The following is a 22,085-nucleotide window of genomic DNA, read 5'->3' as shown; positions in this document are numbered from 1 at the left end:
GCCGCAGTTCTCATCATGGGAACAGATACGGCGCTTTTGGTGTGTTTGTACATTTATTTTGCACACTGCTTTACAAAATACTCGAACATCGGAAGAGAGTCCACGCACTCCTTCGGGTTCGTGACCGGACCGGTCATGCGCTCCGGATGCCACTGTACGGACCAGATCGGAAGAGATTCATGCTGGATCGCTTCTGTGAAGGTGTGACCGTTGGATTCGCCCCATGCGATCGCCTGGAAGCCGTCGCCGAGTTTGTCGAGTGCCTGGTGGTGGTAGCTGTTTACTTCCATGGACTCTCCGTAGAGGTTTCCGAGAATGGAATCACTCTTGATGCGCACCGGATGGCAGACTCCCTTGGAGTGGTCGCCGCCGAGCTGAGTCGGGATATCCTGGGTGAGTGTGCCGCCGAAGTATACGTTTAAGATCTGGATTCCACGGCAGATGCCCCAGATTGGTTTTTTGCGGTCCACGAACGCCTTGATGATCTTGTATTCGAGGTCATCGCGCTGCGGATCTGTGATAACGAAGTCAAACATTTTCTCCTGGCCATAGAGCTTTGGCTCAACGTCCTTGCCGCCGCTTAAGAGAAGACCGTCAGCAAGATCCGCATACTCCTCAGCGCAGTCATTGTTGACAGCGAGGATCGGGATACCGCCTGCGCGGCGGATATTCTCCGCATAGTTCTGGTTTAATGCCCATGTCGGTGTTCCGTTGGCTGCTGCACCGGTTCCACCGGTCAGTAAGATCAATGGTTTCATAATCTAACTCTCCTTTTTTCGTATTGCCCGCCTGCCTGCCCCCTGCAATGAAGATTTCCGGGAATATCCGGCTGTTTCATATACAGACAGGTCGGAAATTTGCTCTCCCGCAGTTGTAAAAAGTTCTGACAGTCGCGAGAAATATGATATCCGGGTCAAAGAAGTCTGGTCCCGGTATCATGAGTATATGATAATTCTGCCGGTTTGGACAGAGATCATCCGCATGTATCATAAAAATTCATATCATCACGTCCGCTCAGAGCCGCCGTGGGTATTTCGGATTATCCGACGTCGAGTCCGCTGTGGTACGAATAGTTTCCGAGCTCCGCGAGGAGCGCAGATATATCCGGCGGTCCGGCGGGGACATTCGCGATCAGGAATGCATTCAGGTAGTAGTAGACCGCATTGCATTTCTTTAAGGTCTGCTGGTACAGATCCGGGAAAGACGCCGTGGAGGCGATGGAGTGATCCCATGGATTCGTCCAGACTTCATGATCCAGGTTCAGGATCTCATGGACTTTTGCGGAGAGCTTATCGGTCACCAGCTTTTTGGATGCGATCGGATGCTTTAAAAAGATGGATTCCACGGATCCGATCAGATGCGTCTTGTGACCCGCGGGATCGGACAGGATCCGGCTTCCGAAGCGGATCGCAAAGATGGACCGGGCGACCATTCCCTCCGTCACCTGAAAATTGTTCTTTTCTGTGATCTGGTAGTAGGTGCGGTTGATGCACCTGCTCAGGTATCTTGAGACAAACTGGCTTTCCTGTGTGTTCAGACAGAGAGAAGCGGCCTGATTGAATTCAGACGGCTTTTTGTGTTTGAACTTCCACAACAGGATCGCGTCGATATCATTCTCGAGCGCGGCATGGAGTCCATGACATTCGGACTTTTTCTTATCGGTCCGGAACTGGATCCTTCCGTAGACGAACGGGTGACAGATCGAATCGGCGATATAGTGGCACATGAACCCGGCGAGAAACGCCGCTGCCTCCTCTTTCTGCTGTCTTGAGCGGATCTCAGAGAGTTCAAGAAGACTGTTCTTAAAAAAGTCGTTCACCTGATACTCGTGCATATGGGAGCCGACATTGCGGTAGTCTCTGTGACGGAGGATCGGGACATTATAGAAAAAGATATCCGGTCCCTGGAGTCCAAGCTGGTACAGCCAGCGGTATTTGGATATCACATGTTTTAAATAATTGTTCGGGAGGTCATTGTAGGCTTTCACACCGAACAGATAGTGGGTCGTAAATCCCGGCACAGGGATCATCTCCTTTGAAAGAAAATGCCAAGGTCTCACGCCAGCGCGGACTTTGGCTCGTTGCCTGTGTATAAATGCTGCCAACGGCAGACACTACAGTTATTATATCATACCTGTGTGAAAATGGGAATAAAACGTAGAGAGAAACTGAGAATGGCATGTGATGGGAATGGGAGCAGGGAAACGTCATATCGTCGGGGACGGAGCTTTGAGATGAACATGATCGGGAAAATTCATGGGATCGTCTGGGGACCGTGGACGCCGGTCCTGTTTTTGATGGTGGGCTTTGTATACAGTGTGCGGATCCGGTTCTTTCAGATTAGGAAGATCCCGGACTGGTGGAATGCGACGATCGGGAATCTTTTGCATGACAGGAGTGAGCACAGGGGATCATTCCGGTCGGCGTGTACGGCGCTGGCGGCCACGATCGGGACCGGGAATATCACAGGAGTCGCGGCGGCTGTGATCGCGGGCGGGCCTGGCGCTGTGTTCTGGATGTGGGTCTCCGCGTTCCTTGGAATGGCGACAGCCTACGGGGAGACAGTCCTGGGGATCCGGTACCGGGAAAAAGGTCGGGACGGCGGCTGGATCGCGGGGCCGATGATGTATCTGGAAAAACGGCTGGGATGTTTATGGGCGGCAGTTCTGTACGGATCGTTCTGCATTCCGGCGGCATTCGGGATGGGCAGCATGGTGCAGGCCAACGCGATCGCGGAGACCGTATCCTATGTGTACGGGATCCCGGAGGCGGCGGTGGGCGTGATCGTTGTGACTCTCGCCGGGAGTGTGCTGGCGGGCGGCGGAAAGCGGATCTTTCTCGCGGCGGAGCGGCTTGTCCCATTGTCCGCCGGGATCTACACGGCGGCAGCGCTGGCGGTGATCGTTTTGTATGCAGGACGTATTCCGGGAGTCTTTTTGGCGATCATGGCGGATGCTTTTTCGTTCCGCAGTGCAGTGGGCGGGATCGCGGGGTACGGGATCTCGCAATGTGTCAGCTATGGGATCGCGCGGGGCGTGTTCTCAAATGAAGCCGGACTCGGAAGTCTTGCGGTCTTAAACGGAAGTGCGGAGACGGCGGCGGAGGAGATCCAGGGGCAGTGGGCGATCTTTGAGGTGTTTTTTGATACGATCGTGAGCTGCACACTGACGGCGCTCGTGATCCTCTGTGTGGCGGGCAGAGGGGCGGCTTCGGAGTCTGGCGCGGAAAACGGGGCGTCGCTCACGAGTCTCTGCTTCTTTACGGCGCTTGGAAGTCCGGGCGGGTATCTGGTGGCAGTCTGTGTGGTCCTGTTTGCATTTTCCACGATCATCGCCTGGTATTATATGGGGCGGCAGGCGGCGGAGTATCTTGGAGGGAAGATATCGGGCAGGATTCCGGCAATTTATACGGCGGGATATCTTCTGGCGGCGTTTCTGGGGTGCCTTGGGGCGATGGAGACGGTGTGGCAGGTGGCAGATATCTTTAACGGGCTCATGGCGGTGCCAAATCTGGCGGCGCTGGTTTTGCTTGTTGGGGAGATCGATGCGCCGGGAGAGAAGGAGCGGGATACGGGAAAGCGTGAGACGGCGGAATAAATACCATGGTCGGCCGTGGGGCACAGCGGGAGGAGATGCTTTGGGTGAAAATAAGGGATTTCAGGTGTTCATATCTTGTTCAAAAAGTTTTCAAATTTCTTTTACACAATTCACACGATTTCTTCATGTTTTATGGATATCATATAACCATAAACAGAAAGACATCTGATACAGATGCTGCTTATAAGATTTTTTTCATAATACTCGAGCTGATAAGTGATTATCAGCTCTCCTCCCTTTTTCAAATAATCATTTTGTAGAAGAAAAGCACTCGGCGGGGTGCTTTTTTTCGTGTGTCGGCAAATCTTGAAAAATCCCGGAAAGTTTTAGTATAATGAAAGCATATTTCGTAAGAAAAACAAGACATCATATGTTCATATAAAGGAGAACGGACCGAATGGAAGAAAAGGTTTATGAATATTTAAAGGCGCTTGTGGCAGTTCCAGGAATTTCTGATACGGATGATGAGAAGATGGCGGCGGAAAGGATCGGGGAGATCTTAAAAGCGCAGTCGTATTTTCAGGTTTATCCGGAGAATTTTGGAGAGATCATGATCCCGGGGGATGCGAAAAAGCGTCCGCTGGTGTATGGACTGGTGCGGGGGAATAAGAGTTCCGGGCGGACGGTCATTTTTACCGGTCATTATGATGTGGTCGGTGTGGAGGACTATGGTCCGTTGAAACCGCTGGCGTTTTCGATGGAGGAGCTGAGGGCGGCGTTTGAAAGGGAGTACAGTGAGCGGATGAGCCGCAGGATGGCTGAGGTCCGGAGTTGTGAAGATGCAGGCGAAATGCACGGGAGAGAGGGCAGCAGTGCTGCAACGCTGCGTGCGGGTTCAGCGCATGATCCGGAGGAGGATTTCTGGAAGGATGTTGTGTCAGGGGAGTGGATCTTCGGGCGCGGTGCGGCGGATATGAAGGGCGGACTGGCGGCAGGTCTTGCAGTTCTTGACGAGATCGGAGAGCAGGTTCTTGACGGGACGGACAGATTGAATGGAAATATCCTGTTTCTGGCTGTGCCGGATGAGGAATCTTATTCGGCCGGTATGAGAGGTGCGGCAGGATTTCTCATGGATCTCAGGGAGCGGGAAGGACTTTCCTATGATCTTCTGATCGATCTTGAGCCGATGAGCCGGGATGAGGAAGGTCAGGAGGTATTTCTCGGATCGGTCGGGAAATGTATGCCGGTGGTCCTTGTACAGGGCAGGACGGCCCATGTGAGCAGATGTTTTGATGGGATCAATGCGGTCGGCGTTCTGGGGCGGATGTTTGAGAAGACGGAGCTCTCAGCGGAGTTTGCCGAGATGTTCGACGGGGAGGTCTGCATGCCGCCCACATGGCTGAATTTCCGTGACAGGAAGCGGGAGTATGATGTGTCAGTCCCGGCCAGGGCCGCCGGATATCTGAACGTTCTGAGCTTTAGGTCGGGGCCGGAGGAGATCATCGAAAAGCTTCGGGAGTGCGGGTATGAAGCATTTTCCGGGTATATCGATAAGATGGAAGAAGAGCGGAAAAAACTGGAAGGGAAGCTGTGCGGAAGGCGAATCCTTAGAACAGAAAATGTTCCAGAAGATATTGAAAGGACAGCAGGCGGACAGGAAAAAAAGCAGGATTTTGAAGTGCTCTCTTTTGCGGAACTTGCGGAACGCTGCCGGGAAAAGGATTCTGATGGATTTGAAAGATTTTTCCGGGAACAGAAAACCCAGATGGAGCAGAAGATCCAAAACGGAGAAACAAATTATCCGCAGGCGACGATCGAGCTGATGACCGAAGTTCTGGACTGGTCGGGGATCACGACACCTTTGATGGTACTTGGGTTTGCGCCGCCACTTTATCCTGCCTACCACAGCGACCAGATGGCGGGAAAAGAGGGCGTCGGGAGTTTTCTGTTCCGGAAGATCAAAAAGGTATCGGAAAATGCCGGCTGCCCGGTGAAGAAAGTCCACTATTTTACGGGAATTTCCGATCTGAGCTATTGTGGTGTCTGCGGGGAAATGGATTTTTCCGGTTATGCGTCGGAGACTCCACTGTGGGGAGACGGTTACCGGGTCGATTTCAAGGAGATCGGGAAGTTGAATATCCCGGCGGTCCTCCTTGGCCCATGGGGAAAGGACATCCACAGACGGACAGAGCGCGTGAACCGAAAGAGTCTTCTTGTGGAGCTGCCGGAGATTTTGCTGGAGCTTGCTGAGACAGCAGTGTGAACGGATCTGCAGATCAGAAACCTCCTGACTGCAGACTCGTGACAGAAGACCGGTGGAGAAAGACCAGGAAAAATAAAGGATTTGTCTAAAAACTGTAAGAGAAAAGATAAGATACTTCCATAGTTTTCTGCTATACTCCTTCATATAAGATGATACAGGGCAGGGAAGGTGAAACGGAGAGCTCCGGACCCCTGAGTAAGGACCATGTACATAAAAAGCCGGGAATTTATTCGTCAGGCGGACGTTTGGAGAAGAGGAGGAATCAGTATGAAAAAAAGAATGTTGACAGCGATCGGATTATCAGCCATGATGGCAGTTTCTCTTGCGGGATGCAGCACGAGTGTATCGGTGCCGGATACGGTGAGAGTTGAGAACGTGGGAGACAGCTCGGACGGAAAGATCACGATGGACAGCAGCGAGACCGTGAAGATCGTCCCGGACATGGCAAAGATCGTGTTCGCGGTGACGAGTGAGGCACAGAAGGCGGATGAGTGCCAGCAGAAGAATACGGAAGCTCTGAACTCTCTGACTGAATATCTGAAAGGACAGGGGATCGACGAAAAATCGATCACGACATCCGGGTACAGCCTGAATCCGCGGTATGACTGGAGTTCCGATACAAGAAAACTCATCGGATATGAGATGCAGACGGAAGTGACTGTCTCCGACGTGACGGTGGAGCAGGTTGGGACGCTGCTTTCTGGCGGAGTCAACGCCGGTGCAAATGAGATCTATTCCGTATCCTACTATTCCAGCGGATATGATGATGCGTATGCGGAAGCGTTAAAGAAAGCGGTCGAGCTGGCGAGAACAAAAGCACAGGCGCTCGCAGAGGCCAGCGGACGGACACTCGGAGATGTGGTCAGCATCGAGGAATATTCGGACAACCAGTACGGCAGATACATAGACGGCGGCGTGAACCTGCAGAAAGAAAGTGTGTCGATGGCAGCAGGAGCAGAGAATGCGGTTGAGGACATGAACGTGATGCCGGGAGAGATGGAAGTTGATGCGAATATCAAGATCGTGTTCTCCATGGTTGATTAAGAAGTAGTGTATTGGTGAGGGTACGCGGTGAGCATCCGATCAGGAGCACTCGGTAATTCAGGAAAGCTTCCGCTAAGCCTTCGTGTGACTGCTAAAGGCCGCGGGCTAAGAGGAACCAGATCCCTGAATTAAGGCGCTCCTGCTCGGAGTCTCACCGCTGCTGTATGGCATAGAGATAAAATGTTGCCATGAAAAATTGTGGACATCCGGGGCCATGCCCTGTATAATATAGGGTAATCGGCAGCCGGAAGATTTCTGGACGGCTGCAGCAAAAAAAGAATGAAGACGCAGCCAGCGGAAGAAGAAAATCTGTTTTCTGAGCCAGCGGTCGTGTCTGAGGAAAAAGGAGAAAGACAATGGCAGAAAAGAAAAATCCGGTCATTACCATCGAAATGACAAACGGCGATATCATCAAAGCTGAGCTTTACCCGGACGTTGCTCCGAATACGGTAAATAACTTTTTAAGTCTTGTAAATAAGGGATTCTATAACGGACTGATCTTCCACCGCGTGATCAAAGGCTTCATGATCCAGGGCGGATGCCCGGACGGCAACGGAATGGGCGGCCCGGGATACTGCATCAAGGGAGAGTTCTCCCACAACGGTTTCCAGAATGATCTGGCACATACCGAGGGCGTTCTCTCTATGGCCCGCGCGATGAACCCGAACTCCGCAGGTTCCCAGTTCTTCATCATGCACAAAGATGCTCCGTACTTAAACGGTGAGTATGCGGCATTCGGTCAGGTTATCGACGGTATGGACATCGTCAACAAGATCGCTGAGGTCCGCACCGATTACAGCGACCGCCCGATGAAGGAACAGAAAATCAAATCCATCATAGCAGAGACCTTCGGCGTAGAGTATCCGGAACCGGAGAAGTGTTGATAAAAAAGGAGTGAGGCCATGCAGGAGATCCGTTACGCAATGGTAGACGGTGAAAAAGTTCCTGTTCTGATCTCAGATGAAAACGAGGCTCTCCAGGCGGCGAAAGCTGCAAGGAGAGCCATTGTTGGATTATGGAGAGAAGACGGGAAGGAAAATGAATGGTGTGCGGACACATTGATCACAGATGTCGAGGATGCAGATGAAGAGTTTCTGGAGCGGATTGCAAGGCGCCATCTGGGACTGCCCTGGACGATCTGTGAGACGGAGCGGCTCATTCTCCGTGAGATCGCGGAGCGCGACTATGAGGAGATCGTGAAAAATCATGTCGATGACGGTCTGGATACGGCGGAGAAGATCGCCGGATACACGAAGCGCCACTACGAAGTGTTTGAGTTTGGATTCTGGGCGGTCGAGGAAAAAAAGAGCGGAAACCTCGCCGGTGTTGTGGGATTCCGGATCCCGCAGGATGATGCGGCCGGGGATGTGGAAGACTGGCTTTTGTCTTTTGACGATGAAAATATCCTGGATGACACGCTGGAACTCGGATACCATATCTTTCCGGAATATCGGAGACAGGGGTATGCGAAAGAGGCATGTCTGGCGGCTGTTGAATATGCGAAAGAGGAATTCGGAACAGTTCAGTTTCTCGCACGGATCGAAAAGGATAATATCGTGTCGAAGAAGGTGGCGGAGAGACTTGGATTCGTGAGGGCGGCGTGAGGAACCACGCCTGCGATCGAGGCATGCTGCGGATGAGCCGGGGCAGAAAATAGGAAAAAAAGTCATTTATTTCTCTCAGATTTCTCTTGTCAAATGGTGTCATCATCGTGTATATTAAACATTGTATACAAACAACATAAATACAATGTGTAAGCCTGTTTCGGCAGAAATTTGATCCGGATGGTGCCTTTTTTGCGATGAATGGAGCGTAAGCGAAGATCTGCGAGCGTGAGAGGCGGCATGATCCGGATCACACACATGGAAAATAGAAGGTGACAAGATGAAAGACCATTTAGAGCTGAAAGCCTACGCAAAGATCAACCTTGGGCTGGATGTGGTCCGGAAGAGAGAGGACGGTTATCACGAAGTCCGCATGATCATGCAGACCGTGAACCTGTATGACCGGATCGACATGGACCGGACGGAGGACGGCGTGATCAAGACGGAGACGAACCTTCCGTTCGTGCCGGACGGGGAAGGAAACCTTGCGTGGCGCGCGGCAAAGCTTCTTTTAGATGAGGCAGGGATCAAAGACGGCGTGACCATCAGGATCCGCAAATATATCCCGGTGGCGGCGGGCATGGCCGGCGGAAGTACCGATGCGGCAGCTGTTTTAGTCGGCGTGAACCGGATGTTTGATCTCGGATTTACGAAGAAGGAACTCATGGAGCGGGGCGTAAAGCTCGGTGCGGATGTCCCGTACTGCATCATGCGCGGAACGGCGCTTTCCGAGGGGATCGGCGAGATCTTAACGGAGCTCCCGCCATCCCCGAAGTGCCATCTCGTGATCGCAAAGCCGCAGATCTCCGTCTCGACGAAAGCTGTGTACGGAAAACTGCGGGTAAATGAGCTTGCACCGGAGGAACATCCGGATATCGACGGAATGACTGAGGCGATCAGAAACGGCGACCTTGACGGCGTGATCAGCCGTCTTGGAAATGTCCTCGAGACTGTGACGATCCCGGATCACCCGGAGATCGCAAGGATCAAGAGTATGATGATGGAGAACGGCGCCTGCGGTTCCCTGATGAGCGGCAGCGGCCCTACCGTGTTCGGTATCTATAAGGACAGGAAACTCGCGGAAAAGACCTGCCAGGTGCTTAAAGAGGCGGATGACGGGCGTCTGACCCGCCAGGTGTACCTGACTGAATTCTACAACCGGAAGAAAGCCAGATAGAGGAGTAAAGACACGATGACAAATCATTTTGAAGTAAATATGGATGAATATCTGCCGCTCAGGGATGTCGTATTCAAGACCCTGCGTCAGGCAATCTTAAAAGGAGAACTGGAACCGGGCGAGCGCCTGATGGAGATCCAGCTTGCGGAGCGGCTTGGTGTGAGCCGTACCCCGATCCGAGAGGCGATCCGGAAACTGGAGCTGGAAGGTCTGGTCCTCATGATCCCGAGAAAGGGAGCAGAGGTTGCAAAGATCTCCGAGAGCAACCTTCGGGATGTTCTGGAGGTGCGCCGTTCCTTAGAGGAGCTTGCGATCGACCTCGCATGCCAGAGGATCACCGAGGAAGAGCTTGATGAGTTAAACAAAGCGGAAGTTGATTTCAAGGCTGCGATCGAGAACGGAGATGCGATGCAGATCGCCCAGACAGATGAGAGCTTCCATGAGATCATCTATAACAGCACGAAGAATCAGAAGCTGGTGCAGATCTTAAATAACCTGAGAGAGCAGATGTACCGCTACCGCCTGGAGTATATCAAGGATGCGGACAAGCGCCAGATCCTCATGGTGGAGCATGAACACATTTTAAAGGCACTGACACTGCGCCATATCCAGGAGGCGAAGATGGCTGTGCGGGAACACATCGATAATCAGGAGATCACGATTCTCAAGAATCTGAAGGAGCAGGAAAATGACATTCAAAGAAAAGTACCAGGCAGGAGAAATTGAATTTGAAGCGATCGACGACTATGTCGATGAGTGGAACAACAGTGACGATGAGCGGACTCTGGCGAAATTCCTCGGTCTCAACGCGGACGAAGAGGACGCGTGGATCGATGATGGGGATGAGGCTCTGAAGGAGATGCTGGACGCAGGAAAGCAGTAGGCAGCTGCGTGAAGCATGAAATAATGCTTTTTGACGGTATTTTGCCTGCTGTGAGGCGGAAAGTATTATAATCTGGAATATCATTTGCCCGCAGTTCAGAAATGGTTATTTTTCACGGGTAGGAATTTTCTGGACTGAAAATTCCGTATGATACCGTTATGGCCGCGGATTTTGCCGATTTGGAATGCGAAGCATCGGCAAAATCCTGTTACAGTGCGCGGGCATGGAGTGACCGTGTACTGTAACCAGAAATGTCAGCTGTCTGCGGGCAATTCATAAAGAAGACAGCATGTTCAGCTGTGAAAAAACATGATCAGGCCGCAGGGCCGTACAATATCGGGAAAGGGGATATCTTCATGACGACAGTTACACTTGGAAAGACCGGGATCACGGTCAACAAGAACGGATTCGGTGCGCTTCCGATCCAGAGGATCACGAAGGAAGAGGCGGCAAAGCTTTTAAGAAAGGCGTACGACGGCGGAATTACATATTTCGATACGGCGAGAGCTTACTCCGACAGTGAGGAGAAGATCGGTTATGCGCTCAGTGATGTCAGAAACCATATCTATCTCGCAACAAAGACCGCGGCAAAAACAGCGGATGAGTTCTGGAAAGATCTTGAGACCAGCCTGCGTCTGTTAAAGACGGACTGCATCGATGTATATCAGTTCCACAACCCGGCAGTCTGTCCGAAGCCGGGCGATGAATCCGGCCTTTACGATGCGGCATTAAAAGCGAGAGAACAGGGAAAGATCCGTTTCATCAGTATCACGAACCATCGTCTCGCGGTCGCAAACGAGGCGGTCGATTCCGGCCTTTACGCGACCTTACAGTTCCCGTTCTGCTATCTCTGCAGCGACGCGGATCTGGCGCTCATGGAGAAATGTAAGAAGGCGGACATGGGCTTTATCGCGATGAAAGCGCTGTCAGGCGGTCTGATCAATAACTCGAAAGCGGCTTATGCATTCCAGGCACAGTACGACAGTGTGCTCCCGATCTGGGGTGTCCAGAAGGAGAGCGAACTCGATGAATTCTTAAGCTACATCGACAATCCGCCGGTGATGGATGACGAGATCCGCGCCCTGATCGAGAATGACAGAAAGCAACTGTTCGGCAGCTTCTGCCGTGCCTGCAGCTACTGCATGCCATGCCCGGCCGGCATCGAGATCAACACCTGTGCGAGAATGTCTCTTCTTCTCAGAAGATCCCCGTCCCACCTCCAGCTCACACCGGAAGTCCAGGCGAAGATGATGAAGATCAAAGACTGTCTCCACTGCGGCCACTGCATGAGCAAATGCCCGTATGGACTGAATACACCGGAGTTGCTGCAGAGAAACCTGAAGGATTATGAGGAGATCCTTGCGGGAAAGGAGATTTTGCCGGGAAATTTCTAGGACAAATAAGAAATGATCTGCATATTCGGAACTTACATATGCAAATTTTGCACATTCGAAAAGTGAAATGTGCAAAAAAGAAAAAGGCTTTTTGGAGAACAATCTCTGAAAAGCCTTTTTTTGCAAAAAAATTGGAAATAATGACAATAAATGACATCGATGACAATTTTTGTCCATATAAGGTGCTATAATAACAGTATCATGATTCCTCGAATACAAGAAACTTCTGAGCCTCGACATGCAGGGCATCGGCGATATCGAAGAGGGTATCTAAAGACAGTGCCTTGGAAATATTCGGCGCTTCGAGGTGCCCGATGTAAGCGGGAGTCAGTCCGACCTGTTCAGCAAGCTCTTCCTGGGTGAGACCACGGAGCTTGCGGTAATAGGCGATCTTCAGGCCAATTTGGCGATATTTTTCAGTGTGAATCGATTTCATGAATTTTCCTCCGAATATATTTATGATAGCGAATCACGACAAAAATTGACATGAGCTGAAAAATATAATATTATAACTAACAGATAGTATTATATGCTTATAAAGCCATAGAATGCATGGGAGGGAGTATGAACAGTACAACAGGTAAGTCAGACCGTCTGCAGCGGGAGGAAAAACCTCTGTTAAATAACGGGGAGATTCTGGCTGTGTGCAAGATCCTTCTGGAAAGCCGCTCCATGAGGAGAGAGGAAATGTTTCCGATCCTCGAAAAACTGACAGCAAGCTGTGTCCCGCGAAAGAGCAGGGCAGCAGTTGACTCACTCATATCTAACGAAAAATTTCACTACATCGAACCACATCACGGAAAATTCATCATCCCCGACCTCTGGGACATCGCGCAGGCCGTACAGAATCACTATGTCATGGAGATCAAGTACGAGCGAATGAAAGAGCCCAGATTTGTCAAGAGGACCATCGAGCCGGTTGGAATTCTGTTCTCGGAGTATTATTTTTATCTGGCCGCCTTTCTGCGCAATATCGACCGCGAAAAGGAATTCGTCAATAAAGATGATGTCTACCCGACAATCTACCGGATCGACCGCATCCAGTCCTTTACGATCACCAACGAACATTTCAATGTGCCATATAAAGACCGCTTCGAAGAAGGAGAATTCCGGAAACGCGTGCAGTTTATGTACGGCGGAAAACTGAAGAAGATCCGGTTCAAATATACAGGAATGTCCGTAGAAGCGATCCTCGACCGCCTGCCAACCGCAAAGGTTATTGCGGATGGCGAGGATGGGAAGGTGATCGAAGCGGAGGTATTTGGCGGAGATGGAGTGGATATGTGGTTGAAGGGGCAGAATGTGGAGATGATGTAGCTCACATAGGAAAAAATTATTGCCGATATCAATAAATCAAGCCTCCCAAAGTGATAAGTAGGTGGCATGTTCTGATCTGCTAGAGAGTTACGAACTTAAAGAAACTCTGGCAAAGACAAGAGAGTAATAAAAATGCCATAAGGGATAAAAGTCTTGATGATTCATCAAAAACTTATTCTGATAAAAAACAGAAATGAGGTGAGACGTGTGTTTTTGACAGAATTTGATGCAAAGAAACAGCGGGAACTGGATCGGAGAGATGCGAGAGAAGAGGGGCGAGAAGAAGGGCGACAAGAAGGACGGCAAGAGAGCCAGATCGTTCTGCTGATAAAGAAGATAAAAAAGGGACAGAACCTGGAGCAGATCGCAGATGCACTGGAGACATCTCCGGAAGAGCTGAAGGAGATGTATGAGGCCGTGATTGCGGCGGCACCGGAATATGATGTGAAAAAAATATATCAGATGCTGGTAAAACAAAGAAAAGTGTGAAAAGCTATGAATGCTTATTGTTTCACGAAGTTTCCGGGAACATGGAAAATAATATACTCGTAAGAAAGTAACTCGTGAGTTACTTTTTGATATCAGAAAGTCGATTTCCATACGGCTGGATGCGTCATCGCGGGAGGCATTATAGTAAAAATAAAGCTTGTGTCCGCTCGCAGACAGCATTTGAGTGACGATGTTTTCTATAATAAAGCCTTTGTTGACTTCCAGTTTGTCGAAGAGCAGCTTTTTGTAGCTTTCTTCACTGACAATCCCGTTTATCAAACGAGTGGCTGATCAGGAGACCGGTATCGGCCATATAGCATTTTAAAGAGTCGTATAGTTTTCTTTTCATGTCGATGATACCTACTGTCACAGAAAACGAGATTTTTGACTAGTTGAATATTACACGAAAACGAGATTTTTATCCCCCCATATTTTACACGAAAACAAGATTTTTGACTGTACCAATACTACACGAAAACGAGAATTTTCATAACCACACATAAAAAACATGCCGTGGAACCGATCACGAAGGAGTGGTTCCACGGCATATTTTCATGAATATGGCGACATTTTAATCAGTTCTCTTCGATCTCTTCACACATCAGAACATCTTTCCTGCGCTCAAATTCCTCATACCTCAGTCCGCGCTCTGCGGTTTCGATCTCGCCTAACTGGTTATCGTAGGGATCGGTGCGCCAGTATTTCTTTTCGACGGTAAAAGGTGCCTGAAAGGCGCGGTTGGCGACCATACGGTATGGGTCAAGGTTTCCGAAATAGAAGCGGCGGCGTTCCTCGTTCTCGGCGCGGACAGCTCCGATCCCGTAAGAGGGATCTGCGTAGATCCAGCCAAGCGGGGCAGCGTAGAAGCGGACCCAGTCATGGCCGCCGATGAAGTCCGGCTCTGCGGCGAGTCCGCTCTGCCACTGGGCGGGGATTCCGGCGCAGCGGCACAGGGTGATAAAAAGAAGTGCGAAGACTCCGCAGTCCCCCGTGAAGGTTCTGGCGCAGTTCCCCGGAATATCCTCCAGAGAGAAGTAGGCCGGCATGTAGGTGTACTTGAAGTTCAGGGTAATGAAGTCGTAAAAGCTTCTGGCTTTTTCGAGTGGAGTCTCACAGCCTTTTGAGAGTTCTGCGGCAAGTGTGCGGATGTATGGGGTAAAGATGATGTGCGGGGCAAGCTCGGATAGATCGTCAGATACGCCGGCCTTAAATTCATGCAGAGACGAAGCGCTGGATCCATTACTGGAATGCCCGTACAGCCGGACAGTTTTTGCAGTCTCATGTTCCAAACCGGCATACAGAGCTTGATCCTGGGATATGATTTCAGAGCTCGCTTCCGTACCAAATGTTTTGCGTGCATCAGATTTCTTTAACGCACTTTCTGTATCATGCCACACCGCTGTATGCACATACGAATACTGGACGGAAAATTCATGATTTTCTTTCAGAGTCTCTTCCCAGCATACAGTGCGCTGCGGTGCGTCTTCCGGTGCGATCTTTGCGTTTTCAGGGAAAACGGATTCGATCCGGATATCGCTCTGCTGGTCGCAGGCGGCGGGGATCGGGAGATGGACGCGGACGAACATTCCCGGAGTGAATGCAGAATCTTTCACTTTGACAGATGCACGAATCCGGATCCTGTTTGAAAGAGAGCCTTTTTCTTTCATGATTTCCATTGCACGGTTTAAGCGGAGATCTCCGCTGCTTCCTTTTCCGGCACTCTCAGAACCGTCAAGGGTGACTGCGGTCCGTTTCCGGAAGCCAGGCATGGACTTGCACATGCTCTCGAAAAAGCGGTCAAAGATCCGCATTTCGCCGTTTACATAGATCCAGCGGATCTGCCCGATGGAGAGACAGTGGTCAAATTCCTTTTCCGTAAATTCCGGGATCCGGGACCGGATCTTTTTGAGTGCATCTTCGCGGGTAAAAGGATAATCGGAAGGCATGCGCAGAATCATTTCCCGTTCTGCCATCAGGCAGTAACGGAGCGGATCCGGAAGTGCCGGACCGGAGAGCTTCCGGTCAATGAGCCGGACTGCACCGTCGAAATCTCCGTGAAGCTTCATGCGGAGAACATCTTCCGGGAGTCCGATATTCAGATAAGAAAGAAGATCGTTTTCGTTCATAAAAGTTCCTCCTGTGTTAATTCAAGGTGAATATATGTGAAACTCAGTGTGTGATCCCGTGAGTTGTTCTGACCGGTACAATTTACTGCCGGAGATAAAATGGCGTCCCCATTCTAACAGGGAAAGAATGGGGACGCCAGAATTGGGTCGCTCACAGATGAAGGGACAATGTAGGGAAATACGGTTTCCTGTCATCGTGAGCAGCCATAAAATAGCAGACTCATGAAATGTACTCACGATCAGACAAACAGCTTCAATAGAGCGCCCATTCCGAGTCCCATGAAGTTTCCGATGGCGGCACCGAGAACTCCCATTAAAACACCGATACCTGCGAAGGAACCGTCATAAGCGGTTGCGATGATCGGAGCGGAAGCAGATCCGCCGATGCAGGCAACGGAAGCAGTGGAATCCATGCAGAGATCCCAGTGGAAGATCTTGGAGAGGATGAACATCAGCACAACATGGACAAGAAGGATTCCGAGACCATAGACAACCCACATCGGAGCAGATAAGAGGTCGATCAGGGTTGCTGTGGATGCGATGAGGGAGACAACCGCATAGAGATAAACGCTGGAGAGCTCTGTGACTGCCGGAAGTTTTCCGAGCGGAGTCATTGCGCAGATCAGTCCGAGGATCGTTACAAATACGGTCGTGCAGGTACCTTTATCAAAGAAGGAAAGTCCGACACCCTTGAAAAATCCATTCATCTGAACGCCGATGTACTGGGAGACTGCAGATACAACGAGGGTGAGACCAATCAGGAAGATCCAGTCTGCAGCATTCGGTTTTACGTTTGTCTCTTTTGCAACTTCCTCGTTTGCAGCTGCAGCGACAGCGTCGAGTTTGGAAGTATCAGCCTTGCAGGCCTTGTTCCACTTCTGAGCATATTTTACAGCAAAGAGCAGAAGTGCGATCCAGAGGGAGTAGCAGGCAGTATCGAGAGCCAGAGCGCAGGAGTAAGCACCGGAATCGACCGGAAGCGCATCCTCCATGGCAGCCATGTTTGCAGAGCCGCCGACCCAGGATGCGTAGAGGGCAGCTGTTGCGCCCCATGTCTTGTCAGCACCGCCGAGTGCATTTGCAAACAGCGGGAAAAGAGCGAAGAATCCGATGCCGAGGGTGATGGCACAGCCCATGAAGATACAGATCATACGCGGTCCGAGTTTTCCGAGCTTGCGGAAATCACAGCGGAGCAGCATGACGAAGATCATGGCATATAGGATGTTGTTCTTTAAGGCACTGTAGGCTGCGGAACACTCATCGGAATTGTAGAGACCGATGGTGCAGAAGAACATGTTGAAGATATAGATCCATACGAGCGGCGGAACGATGTTGAAGATTTTCCACTTCATGTATTTTTCAAGTGCGAGAAGACCGCCTGCGAGCAGCATCAGGAAGGCTATGTAAGTAAAACCGTTTGTAATCGTTAACATAGGATCACGCTCCTTTTTCTATTTGTGTTGTCGTTGTATCAGAGCTGGCGAAGAATGTATTCTTTTACCGGCTCCAACGTGCTCTTTTTCCATGCACCTTCCTCCGCTTTCTCCGAAAACGGGACGATGATGTGGAAATCCATGTGGGCGCCCTCGAAGTAACCGTCAGGTTCGGTGCTGAAGAAATATCCGTTCCAGACATCTTCGGAGGCATCTGTAAAGCGCTCCGGCTCCAGATAGATCATTTTCCTGCGGTCCTCCGCGACAAAGGCCTTTGCGGAGAGCGGTGCCAGAAGTTCATACTCCGCAGCCGGGATGTCTGTGAAGATGGCAGGAAGTGGGGCGATATCGATCCGCTCATCTCCGCGGATGATCCGGATCCCGATCGCCTCAAAATCGATCGCTTCTTTGGTGAAGATCAGTTTTAACAGGACTCCGACATCCGTATACAGGTGGACGCGCTGATAGTCGGTATCAAAAATGAAGTTTCCGAGTGAATAGAAAATTGCTTTTCCGTTGTCAAAGAGCTCGTAGTTTTCCGGGACATGGGGATGATGGGCGACGACCACATCGGCTCCGAGTTCCAGAAACTTGAGGTAGCGGTCTCTGGTGTAGGGACTTGGAAGACTTGTGAATTCTTCCCCGCCGTGGGAGACGATCACGCACCAGCGGCAGCGGGATTTGATCTCGGCGATCCGTTTTGCGATGAGATCGAGGTCATCCCAGCGGAAAATACCGGGTTCGGTGGCAGTTGCCGGGATGCATTCTGCCTGGTAGGCGACACAGAACATGCCGATCCCGCCTGCCTCGTCGAGATACACAGGTTCGGACGCTTCGGTGTCATTCATTCCGGCCCCCATCGTGAGACAACCCATTTCTTCGGCGATCTTTTTTGTGCTCAGAACACCTTCCCGCCCGGCATCCATCGTGTGGTTGTTCCCGATACTCCAGATGTCTGCATGGATATCTTTCAGGACGCGCGTCGCCGCGGGATTCATGCTGTGAAAGAAGACTCCGCGGGATCCGTCATCTTTCGCATCGATCAGTGCGCCCTCCACATTTGCGACGGTGTGATCAGCGCTGTGGAAAAAATCGAGGACGGGGGCAGACAGCAGATGTTCATCCTCCCAGCGGTGATCCATGTAGCGGTCAAATCCGATATCTCCGGTAAAAACGATCGATGTTTTCTTTTTTTCCATGGAACCACCTCCTATCTGGCCAGCCGGTAAAGAGCTTCTGCAAAAATATGTACATTTTCCATCAATCGGTCGATCTCCATGAACTCGTCCGGCTTGTGCTCGCGGACTTCATCGCCTGGGAAGATCGGTCCGAAGGCGACAACGTTCGGGATCGCTTTCGCGTAGGTGCCGCCGCCGATGGATTTCGGGATCGCAGGAAGTCCGGTCTCGTCTGCGTATACATGCAGAAGAGTCTGGACCAGCTCGCAGTCTTCCGGAAGATAGAGACATGCTTTGTGGGTTTCATTTACCTTCAGGAATCCTGCGTTCAGGAATGCCGCGTCGCAGATCGGAGCACAGTCATCGTAGGTGAAGGTTACCGGGTAGCGATAGTTGATGCGGATCAGGAAACTTGTCTCATCGCCCTGGATCGTTCCGAGGTTGAATGTGAGTTTTCCGCTCGGTTCATCGGAAAGAGCGATCCCGAGGGAGGTCCCGTCGCTTTCCAGCCCGACATGATCGGAGAGAAAGTGAACAAAACCGAGTAACGGTTCATCGAGCGGAAGTGTTCCGAGCGCATCCATCAGGAGGCCGATCGCATTGATCCCGAGTTCCGGGGAAGCTCCGTGGGCACTGACGCCGGTTGCGAGGATCTCGAATCCGTCTGCAGTTTCAGTGCAGGTGATCCGGTCACATCCGGCGGCGAGGACCATGAGCTGCGGCTTCATATCGTCCGGGCAGGTGATTTCTGCTCTCGCGGAGGCTGGGACTACATTCGGCGCGGATCCGCCGGAAATCTTTGTGAGACGGACATTGCCGGTCTGGGTGTAGTCCGCTTCATAGTTGACATTGATGATCCCCTTTTCCCCGTTGATGACCGGATATTCTCCGTCCGGGGTGAATCCCATGACAGGGAGTTCGCCGCCGTGGCTCTTGTAGTATTTCATGTCATTGCTTCCGGTCTCCTCGTTTGTTCCGAAGAGGATCCGGATCCGGCGTTTTAAGGGGAGACCGCTGTCACGCAGGGCGGCCATCGCGTAAAGGGCGGCCATTGTCGGACCTTTGTCATCCATGGAACCACGGCCGAAGATCTTTCCGTCCCGGATCTCACCGCCGAACGGATCGAAGGTCCATCCTTCCCCTTCCGGGACAACATCGAGATGCCCGAGGACGGCGATCATCTCATCGCCTTCACCGAATTCACACCATCCCATCTGGTGATCAAGATCAGTGGTGCGGAAACCGAGTCCCTTTGACACAGCCAGGGCGTGGTCAAGGCATTTGCGGACATTGGGGCCGTATGGGGCGCCATCTGCAGGCGGTTCCTGCACACTGCGGATCCGGATGCTTTCCGCCAGGGATTGAAGAAGTGGTTCTTTTTGAAGTTCGACAGCTTCTTTCAGAGTCATAGATACTCATCCTCCTCTCAAAAAAAATCCGCCAAAAGCAGACCAGGAAGACAAGAGCGGTTTGATCTCGCTTTTGTCGTTGGTTCTCGCTTTTGCCGGATTTCAGATTGCTTGCCAGACAGCGGTAACTGCCATTTGCAGAATGAAGCAGCAACATTGCGTATTCATTTGTGTTTATTATAATGAGGTGGAAATGGTTTGTCAATAAAAAATAAAAATTTGGTTAAAAATATTAAAATTACTGAAAATACAAAAATGAGAACAAAAAGTACAGATCTTTCGAAACGTAAGACAGGAGACGTGGAAAAATAATTGCGGAAATTCTGGAAAGCACGCCGCCGGTCCGGACGAGAGAGCAGATGTGATTACTTTTTATGGGCAGGAATTTTCTGAACTGAAAACTCCGTACAATATAGTAGTGGCCGCAGATGTACTGGAATTCGTACAGGGATTGACAGAATGGATTTCCTATATTATGATGCTGAAATATGGTGGGACAAGTATTGGAAATGAGAGCGTGACTGAACCCAGCCGCGTGCGAGCTGATGAAAAGAGGAGAGCGGAATGGCTGAAACCGGTGAGGAGACATATTATATTGTAGGAGAATCAAGAACGAATGTGGATAACGCGATCACAAAGGTGTATGGAAGCTTTTTTATCGCATTTGAGGTGATCCCATCAACAGGAGAGATCATACAGACAGACTGTTCGAGAACGCTGGAGCTGACAAATGATTTTATACGAAAGATTTTTCTGCATAAGCACCTGGAAACGGATGCGAAGGTGATCGAGGAGGCGATCCAGCGCCGATATCATGGTTCTTCCTGGAAAGCGCTGATCGTTGCCTATCGGGACGCGTTAAAGCATTATCAGCGCGCGATGGCCGCCGAAGCAGAGGAAAAGGGGAAAAAAGGTGACAACTGAAAAGAATGAAGAGATGACAAGCGAAGAAGTCCTGACCTGCGCGATCAATATCGGGGAGCAGCTCCTCGTGAGCGGGGCGGAGATCAGCCGTGTGGAGGATACGATCCGGAGGATCTGCAATGCCTACGGGATCCGGCAGAGCCATATTTTCTCGATCGCGTCGTGTATCATCGTGACGCTGGAGACGAAGGAGCGGAAGTGGATCACGCAGACGCGAAGAATTTTAAGTTACGGGACGGATATGTGGAAGCTGGACCGGCTGAATGACCTTTCGAGGCGGATCTGCGCGACGCAGCCGTCGTTTGCGGTGATCGATCAGGAATATGAAAAGATCTTAAAGGGACCGACATATTCCCCGGCGGTGCAGTGCGGGATCTATGCAATGACAGCCGGGGCGTTTGCCATTTTCTTTGGAGGAAATCTGTGGGATGGATTTGCGTCCCTGTTTGTCGGGGCGCTGATCCGCGTGACCTTATATGCGCTCTCCGCGATCAAGCTGAAGGCAATCTTCTCCAATATCCTCTGCTCTCTGATCTCAGGTATGGCATGTATTCTTGTCTGCTATCTCGGGATCGGACAGCATGTCGAGATGATCATGATCGGGAATATCATGCTCCTGATCCCGGGAGTCCTGATGACGAACTCATTCCGGGATTTCATCAGCGGGGACATGATCAGCGGACTTCTGCATTTTTCGGAGGCGATGATCACAGCCGTCTGTGTGGCAGCCGGGTTTATTCTTTCTAAAATACTTCTTGGAGGGATGTTATGAGTCAGGATGTTCTTTCAGTCATCGCATCGTTTTTCGGGTCGCTCGGATTTGCGATCATCTACAACATCCGCGGGCGCAGAGTCTGGATCCCGGCGATCGGCGGGGCAGTTTTCTGGGCAGTGTATCTTGTATTTTTACATTTTGTGAATAATGAATATCTGGGATTTTTCGTTGTGGCGATCCTGATCACGATCTACTCGGAGATCTGGGCGAGGATCTTAAAGACACCGGCAACGACGGTCCTGATGCCGACGGTCATCCCGCTGATCCCGGGAGGTTCCCTGTACTATGCGATGGACGCGGCTCTCCGGCGCGACATGCCGCAGTTTATCGTAAAGGGGCAGGCGGCGATCGGACTTGCGATCGCGCTTGCGGCGGGGATCATGGTCGTGACGTCGTTGAGGAGGCCGATCGAGGCGCTGGTGCACATAGTAGCTAAGAAAAAATATTGACGAACAAATGTTTGCAATATATAATGAATTTATGGGAAAGCAGAATACATAAAAGGCGGCCTGCCCTCCTTTTATGGAGGGCGAT

At 51.0% G+C, this 22,085-nt stretch carries 21 protein-coding genes; 14 read left to right on the top strand and 7 right to left on the bottom strand.

Annotated features, from left to right (window positions below; translation table 11 throughout):
* Positions 1-53: 53 nt before the first annotated feature.
* A complete protein-coding gene (locus ACXMYH_RS13790; RefSeq protein WP_118531021.1) occupies positions 54-758 on the bottom strand; it encodes a gamma-glutamyl-gamma-aminobutyrate hydrolase family protein in 705 nt (234 codons plus the stop codon).
* A gap of 281 nt (positions 759-1,039) precedes the next feature.
* Positions 1,040-2,029 carry a zinc dependent phospholipase C family protein gene (locus ACXMYH_RS13785; protein WP_252197391.1) on the bottom strand — a complete coding sequence of 330 codons (990 nt, stop codon included), beginning with the start codon at positions 2,027-2,029 and terminating at the stop codon, positions 1,040-1,042.
* Between the two features lie 204 nt (positions 2,030-2,233).
* Here ACXMYH_RS13785 and ACXMYH_RS13780 point away from each other — a divergent pair, with 204 nt between their 5' ends.
* The 9 genes from ACXMYH_RS13780 to ACXMYH_RS13740 all read left to right on the top strand — a co-directional run bounded on the left by ACXMYH_RS13780 (position 2,234) and on the right by ACXMYH_RS13740 (position 11,900).
* Positions 2,234-3,595 carry an alanine/glycine:cation symporter family protein gene (locus tag ACXMYH_RS13780; RefSeq protein ID WP_486555103.1) on the top strand — a complete coding sequence of 454 codons (1,362 nt, stop codon included), beginning with the start codon at positions 2,234-2,236 and terminating at the stop codon, positions 3,593-3,595.
* 397 nt (positions 3,596-3,992) lie between these two features.
* Entirely contained in the window at positions 3,993-5,798 is a 1,806-nt protein-coding gene (locus tag ACXMYH_RS13775) for a M20/M25/M40 family metallo-hydrolase (RefSeq protein ID WP_486555102.1), read from the top strand.
* A 267-nt stretch (positions 5,799-6,065) separates the two neighbouring features.
* Positions 6,066-6,842 (top strand): SIMPL domain-containing protein, encoded by a 777-nt coding sequence (locus ACXMYH_RS13770; protein WP_215702632.1) that lies wholly within the window; start codon positions 6,066-6,068, stop codon positions 6,840-6,842.
* A gap of 356 nt (positions 6,843-7,198) precedes the next feature.
* Positions 7,199-7,726, top strand: a complete 528-nt coding sequence (locus ACXMYH_RS13765; RefSeq protein WP_486555101.1) for a peptidylprolyl isomerase — start codon at positions 7,199-7,201, stop codon at positions 7,724-7,726.
* A gap of 18 nt (positions 7,727-7,744) precedes the next feature.
* Positions 7,745-8,446 carry a GNAT family N-acetyltransferase gene (locus ACXMYH_RS13760; RefSeq protein WP_118531013.1) on the top strand — a complete coding sequence of 234 codons (702 nt, stop codon included), beginning with the start codon at positions 7,745-7,747 and terminating at the stop codon, positions 8,444-8,446.
* A 280-nt stretch (positions 8,447-8,726) separates the two neighbouring features.
* Positions 8,727-9,623, top strand: a complete 897-nt coding sequence (gene ispE, locus ACXMYH_RS13755) for a 4-(cytidine 5'-diphospho)-2-C-methyl-D-erythritol kinase (protein ID WP_486555100.1) — start codon at positions 8,727-8,729, stop codon at positions 9,621-9,623.
* Positions 9,624-9,638: 15 nt separating this feature from the next.
* Complete coding sequence (locus ACXMYH_RS13750) at positions 9,639-10,349, top strand: GntR family transcriptional regulator (protein WP_118297207.1); 711 nt, start codon at positions 9,639-9,641, stop codon at positions 10,347-10,349.
* Positions 10,312-10,506, top strand: a complete 195-nt coding sequence (locus tag ACXMYH_RS13745; RefSeq protein WP_015553121.1) for a hypothetical protein — start codon at positions 10,312-10,314, stop codon at positions 10,504-10,506. The genes ACXMYH_RS13750 and ACXMYH_RS13745 overlap by 38 nt, the downstream gene beginning before the upstream one ends.
* A gap of 356 nt (positions 10,507-10,862) precedes the next feature.
* On the top strand, positions 10,863-11,900 hold the full coding sequence (locus ACXMYH_RS13740) for an aldo/keto reductase (RefSeq protein WP_486555099.1): 1,038 nt from the start codon (positions 10,863-10,865) through the stop codon (positions 11,898-11,900).
* 199 nt (positions 11,901-12,099) lie between these two features.
* On the opposite strand, the gene ACXMYH_RS13735 is transcribed toward ACXMYH_RS13740, so the two are convergent.
* On the bottom strand, positions 12,100-12,336 hold the full coding sequence (locus tag ACXMYH_RS13735; RefSeq protein ID WP_118297206.1) for a helix-turn-helix domain-containing protein: 237 nt from the start codon (positions 12,334-12,336) through the stop codon (positions 12,100-12,102).
* Positions 12,337-12,464: 128 nt separating this feature from the next.
* Between ACXMYH_RS13735 and ACXMYH_RS13730 the strand changes: the two genes are divergently transcribed.
* Positions 12,465-13,217, top strand: a complete 753-nt coding sequence (locus tag ACXMYH_RS13730) for a helix-turn-helix transcriptional regulator (protein ID WP_486555098.1) — start codon at positions 12,465-12,467, stop codon at positions 13,215-13,217.
* Positions 13,218-13,430: 213 nt separating this feature from the next.
* Positions 13,431-13,706 carry a hypothetical protein gene (locus ACXMYH_RS13725; RefSeq protein WP_486555097.1) on the top strand — a complete coding sequence of 92 codons (276 nt, stop codon included), beginning with the start codon at positions 13,431-13,433 and terminating at the stop codon, positions 13,704-13,706.
* Between the two features lie 575 nt (positions 13,707-14,281).
* Here the strand turns inward: ACXMYH_RS13725 and ACXMYH_RS13720 are convergent.
* The 4 genes from ACXMYH_RS13720 to pepV all read right to left on the bottom strand — a co-directional run bounded on the left by ACXMYH_RS13720 (position 14,282) and on the right by pepV (position 19,852).
* Entirely contained in the window at positions 14,282-15,832 is a 1,551-nt protein-coding gene (locus ACXMYH_RS13720) for a transglutaminase-like domain-containing protein (RefSeq protein WP_486555096.1), read from the bottom strand.
* Positions 15,833-16,071: 239 nt separating this feature from the next.
* Positions 16,072-17,265: a DUF819 family protein gene (locus ACXMYH_RS13715; protein WP_117503660.1), complete on the bottom strand. Its 1,194-nt coding sequence runs from the start codon at positions 17,263-17,265 to the stop codon at positions 16,072-16,074.
* A gap of 38 nt (positions 17,266-17,303) precedes the next feature.
* Complete coding sequence (locus tag ACXMYH_RS13710; RefSeq protein WP_117515135.1) at positions 17,304-18,464, bottom strand: CapA family protein; 1,161 nt, start codon at positions 18,462-18,464, stop codon at positions 17,304-17,306.
* An 11-nt stretch (positions 18,465-18,475) separates the two neighbouring features.
* A complete protein-coding gene (gene pepV, locus ACXMYH_RS13705; protein WP_486555095.1) occupies positions 18,476-19,852 on the bottom strand; it encodes a dipeptidase PepV in 1,377 nt (458 codons plus the stop codon).
* 564 nt (positions 19,853-20,416) lie between these two features.
* Between pepV and ACXMYH_RS13700 the strand changes: the two genes are divergently transcribed.
* The 3 genes from ACXMYH_RS13700 to ACXMYH_RS13690 are packed head-to-tail and all read left to right on the top strand — an operon-like array spanning position 20,417 to position 22,000.
* Entirely contained in the window at positions 20,417-20,776 is a 360-nt protein-coding gene (locus tag ACXMYH_RS13700) for a DUF3870 domain-containing protein (RefSeq protein WP_329751263.1), read from the top strand.
* Complete coding sequence (locus tag ACXMYH_RS13695) at positions 20,766-21,548, top strand: threonine/serine exporter family protein (protein ID WP_243021247.1); 783 nt, start codon at positions 20,766-20,768, stop codon at positions 21,546-21,548. Before ACXMYH_RS13700 ends, ACXMYH_RS13695 begins: the two co-directional genes overlap by 11 nt.
* Complete coding sequence (locus tag ACXMYH_RS13690) at positions 21,545-22,000, top strand: threonine/serine exporter family protein (RefSeq protein WP_215705070.1); 456 nt, start codon at positions 21,545-21,547, stop codon at positions 21,998-22,000. Before ACXMYH_RS13695 ends, ACXMYH_RS13690 begins: the two co-directional genes overlap by 4 nt.
* The last annotated feature ends 85 nt before the right edge of the window (positions 22,001-22,085 follow it).

Source organism: Pilosibacter sp. NGB245 (assembly GCF_057397225.1).
The sequence above is the reverse complement of the archived record's forward strand: the minus strand, read 5'-3'. Positions and strand labels throughout refer to the sequence as shown.